4 protein-coding genes and 2 pseudogenes are annotated in these 4,093 nt (G+C 69.9%); 3 read left to right on the top strand and 3 right to left on the bottom strand.

Translation table 11 applies throughout. The features are described 5' to 3' along the window. On the top strand, positions 1-256 hold a 256-nt coding region (locus QOZ89_RS46865), incomplete at its 5' end, for a hypothetical protein (protein WP_397428891.1). Positions 257-624: 368 nt separating this feature from the next. Here QOZ89_RS46865 and QOZ89_RS48585 read toward each other — a convergent pair. Beyond that, positions 625-848, bottom strand: a pseudogene (locus QOZ89_RS48585) (IS6 family transposase); the annotation flags it as partial. A gap of 269 nt (positions 849-1,117) precedes the next feature. Here QOZ89_RS48585 and QOZ89_RS46855 point away from each other — a divergent pair. After that, positions 1,118-2,650, top strand: a complete 1,533-nt coding sequence (locus QOZ89_RS46855; RefSeq protein WP_312630377.1) for an ISL3 family transposase — start codon at positions 1,118-1,120, stop codon at positions 2,648-2,650. On the opposite strand, the gene QOZ89_RS46850 is transcribed toward QOZ89_RS46855, so the two are convergent. Further along, positions 2,621-3,100, bottom strand: coding sequence for a hypothetical protein (locus QOZ89_RS46850; RefSeq protein ID WP_312630376.1), 480 nt, complete (start codon positions 3,098-3,100; stop codon positions 2,621-2,623). The genes QOZ89_RS46855 and QOZ89_RS46850 overlap by 30 nt on opposite strands. 440 nt (positions 3,101-3,540) lie before the next feature. Here QOZ89_RS46850 and QOZ89_RS46845 point away from each other — a divergent pair, with 440 nt between their 5' ends. Beyond that, positions 3,541-3,879, top strand: coding sequence for a Rieske 2Fe-2S domain-containing protein (locus tag QOZ89_RS46845; protein ID WP_312630375.1), 339 nt, complete (start codon positions 3,541-3,543; stop codon positions 3,877-3,879). Positions 3,880-3,927: 48 nt separating this feature from the next. Here the strand turns inward: QOZ89_RS46845 and QOZ89_RS46840 are convergent. Further along, a pseudogene (locus QOZ89_RS46840) lies at positions 3,928-4,093 on the bottom strand (IS5/IS1182 family transposase); the annotation flags it as partial.

Here is a 4,093-nt window from a genome sequence, read left to right as displayed (position 1 = left end):
CCCGACGATCAACCAGGTCTGGATGTGGGCAGCGGTCCTCGCCGGCTGGATCTCCGCGCTGCTGCAGGCGATCAGCGGCTACGACCAGCACGCCGGCCGCGCGCACGCCGCCCGGTTCCGACACGACCTACTCCTGGTCCCCGGCCGGCTCGTCCGCCACGCCGGCCAGCTGACCCTTCGCCTGCCACCCGGCCGCGGCGACCTGCTCACCGACGCCCTCGCCGTACTGCGCGCCCCGCGCCCCGTCACCAGCTGACGGTCACCCCAGCCCGACCCGCGCACCCGTCGCACCATCCCACCCGACCGCACCGCCACTCTCCCAGCACCCAAGGACCCGGAACCGCTACCCCGGAGCGCATCCGGACCTCCCGCATCCCCGAAACAAGGAAAACCGCCCCCCAACCCGATGCCGATCAATCAGGGAGCCCGTCGACGATCTCCAGCAGCGCTACTGGCGGATTTAGGTCAGATGTCCCGAGCGAGCTCGGTGAACGCTGCAGCGAGTCGGCGGCGGGTCCGGCGTCGACGCCAAGTTCGTAGTGCCCGTGGCGGACGTTCTGGATGAAGGCGTGTCCGGAGCCGATCACCTGGGCGGAGCGGAGGAGTTTCAGTCCAACGGCCGGGCGCGTCGGTCAGCAGCGAGGTGAACCGCTGCGCCCACCTCCAGATCGTCACATGATCGACGTCGATGCCGCGCTCAGCCAGTAGCTCCTCGACGTCCAGGTAGAACAGGCCGTAGCGCGGATACACCGCACTCGCAGCACGATCACCTCCGCCGGGAAGCGGAACCCAGTAAACCCCGAGGCCGCAGCGACGGGACGGACGCGCCGACGGGCCTGTAAGAACAACGGCTCTGTCGCACTTTCGGCTCTGGCGCATATTCGGTGGTGACGTTCAGTGATCGCGTGGTGAGACGCCGCTTGCGTCTACTTTGTCCTGGTTGAGGCTTTCCAGCGCAGCGCGGCGGCGCCTGCCGGACCTCGCGAACGTCTGTGAGGTGGCCGATTTCGACCGCTTTGACCTCCACGACCGGCGCTAACGCACCGTTACCACCGAATGTGCGCCAGAGCCGCACTTTCGGTGGTGACGGAAGCGCCTTCTTCTGTCACGATCCGTTATGGAGAGTGCGGATCATCTGGTGAAGGTGGTGTTTTCGGGCCTGTCGCCTCTCGTGATCGAGGACGTGGCTGACGAGGAGGACCTGATCCGTCTGCGGGCGCGGACGCCGGACGAGCCGGCGGCCTGTCCGGGCTGTGGGGCCGGGTCGTCGCGGGTGCACGGCTATCAGGAGCGCACGCTCGCGGACCTGCCGGTCGACGGGCGTCGCGTGGTGCTGGTTGCGCGGGTCCGCCGGCTGGTCTGCCCGACCCGGGGCTGCCGGCAGACGTTCCGTGAGCAGGTTCCCGGGCTGCTCGAGCGCCACCAGCGGCGGACCGCCCGCCTCGCGGCGCAGATCGGCGCGGTGGTCCGGGAGTTAGCCGGCCGCGCCGGCGCCCGCGTGCTGGCCGCGTGGGCGGTCCGGCTGTCGCGGCATACAGCGCTGCGCTGCCTGCTCGCCCTGCCCCTGCCTGTCTTCGAGGTCCCGCGGGTGCTCGGCGTGGACGACTTCGCGCTGCGCCGCCGGCAGCGCTACGCCACGATCCTGATCGATGCGGAGACCCGCCGCCGCGTCGACGTCCTGCCCGACCGCGGCGCCGATGCACTGGAGGCCTGGCTGCGCGCCCATCCCGGCGTCGAGGTCGTCTGCCGGGACCGATCGGGCGCCTACGCCGAGGCCGTCCGCCGCGTCCTGCCCGACGCGGTCCAGGTCGCCGACCGCTGGCATCTCTGGCACAACCTCGCCGAGGCGGTCCGCCAGGAGGTCGCCGCGCACAGCGCCTGCTGGGCGAAAGCCGGCCCGGCGCCGACCGACGGCCCCCGCGCGCGCACGACCCGGGAACGCTGGCGCCAGATCCACGACCTGCTCGACCAGGGGGTCGGCCTGCTCGACTGCGCGCGGCGACTCAACCTCGCACTGAACACGGTCAAGCGCTACGCCCGGGCAGCCGAACCCGACCGGCTCGTCGCCGCCCCGGCGTTCCGGCCGACGCTGGTCGATCCCTACCGGGACCATCTCAGGCGCCGCCGCGCGGAGGAACCCGGCGTCCCGGTCCTGGGCCTGTTCCGCGAGATCAGGGAGCAGGGCTATACGGGCAGCCACAACCTGCTCGTCCGCTACCTCAACCAGGGACGCCTCGACGGCGACCGGCCGGCGATCTCCCCGCGCAGCCTGACCCGGCTCCTGCTCACCAGGCCCGACGCCCTCACCGACGCCCAGCGCGACCGGCTCGGCGAACTCACCGCCGCCTGCCCCGAGATGACCACCCTCGCGAGCCTGGTCCGCGGCTTCGCGGCCCTGCTCGACCCAGCCGACGGCAACGACGACCTCCTCACCACATGGATCACCAACGCGCGGGGCGCCGACCTACCCCACCTGCACGCATTCAGCCGCGGCCTCGAACTCGACCGCCAGGCCGTCGACAACGCGCTGACGCTGCCCCACCACAACGGCGGGACCGAAGGCGTGAACACCAAGACCAAGAGGATCATGCGCCAGATGCACGGCCGCGCAGGCTTCCCCCTACTCCGCCACCGGATCCTGCTCGGCTAACACTGCGTCACCACCGAAAGTGCGACAGAGCCGAAAGTGCGCCAGAGCCGCTAACTTGACAGTCCCGCGCCGACGGTGCACCACTCGATCACGCCTGACCGGCCAGTGCGGCGCTGCCAGACGTGCTGCCTCGTCGGATCGAGGGAAGCGGATCGGTACTGTTGAGGTGTCGGTGTCGTCCCACGCGCCGGCGGGTTGATCAGGTGCCAGCAACGATGTGGTCGGCTTGGTCCGGAACACGCGAAGGTAGTTGGCCAGTCGACGGATGCCGGTGGGGTCGGTGGCTGGGTTTGTGGCGGCGAGGCGGGTGAGCACGTCGGCGCGGGCGGACGCGATCAGGACGGCGATCAGCGCTGCTGACAGGTCTCGGCGGTCGAGAGTCGGGGTGGTGTGGCGGGCATAGCTGAGCACGCCGTGGCTGTTCCCGCGGAACAGGTCGTGCGCGATCACGGTCCCGACGGGCCCGCCGACCGGCTGCGCTGGTGGGGTGTAGACCTCGGGCTCGGTGACGGCGATGCCGCCGGTTCGTACAAGGTCTCGCGGCGGCCGGTCGAGGGCGGACGTGTCGGAGTGCGGGACGCTAAGTCGGCAGGCAGGATGCTTGCGCGCAAACCATCAGCCGGCCAGCCCGCGACTGGCGTCGAGTGCCGTCAGCAGAATCGACTCTCGGCACCAAAAACGATAATGAAGATGCCCTCCTCGGCTCACCGCGTGCATCCGTGAACCGGCCGGGGCCGTCTCCAGCGTGAGCCGGACCATTCGCGCGGCGTCGCGTGTCATTGCGCACAGAACCAGTAGGTGCGATTGAAGGAGATGCTATGAGCCTCGTCGCTCGCCCAGAGACTCTGCCTCTGGGCAGCGCGCCGACGTTCCCGAGCCGTATGTGGTAGGTGGCGGCGCGTTCCGCGGAGGTGGGAGGCGACCTTCTCGCCCGGCGGATCGCCGACCGGCCGATGGTGTTGTACCGGACCGATGAGGGAGTTGTTGCTCTCGACGACAGGTGCCCGCACCGCTGGCTGCCGTTGTCGAAGGGCTGCCGGGCTCCTCACGCCGCGGCGATGGGGGTGGAGCCGGGTTCACTCGTCGATCGGCGTAACGAGAGCCGGGTTCCGACGCTGGCCCTGCACCGCGACGACGACCACATCGCGACGACGACGCTGCGAAGCCCGGCCGGGCACGGGCACGAGTACCGCGGGGCGGTCCTGCACACATTGAGCCTTTCCCGGTAACGTCTCGTCGCGTTCCGTGACAACAATGGTGTGTTGGTGTATTGGGTGTCAGGCGGTCCTGCGGTGCTCGGTGTGGAGGATGACGAGGGCGGCTTTCGCGACGAGTCCGATCTTCCAGGGGTCGATGGTGATGTTGTGGAGCAGCCGGAAAGTGACCTTGAGCAGGGCGTTCGCGCGTTCGCCGACGGCGCGTAGCGCGTTGTGGATCCGGTTG

Origin of the sequence: Pseudofrankia coriaricola (genome assembly GCF_032027725.1) — a bacterium.
Lineage (GTDB): Bacteria > Actinomycetota > Actinomycetes > Frankiales > Frankiaceae > Pseudofrankia.
Note: the sequence above shows the minus strand (reverse complement) of the source record. Positions and strands in the feature narration are given on the sequence as shown.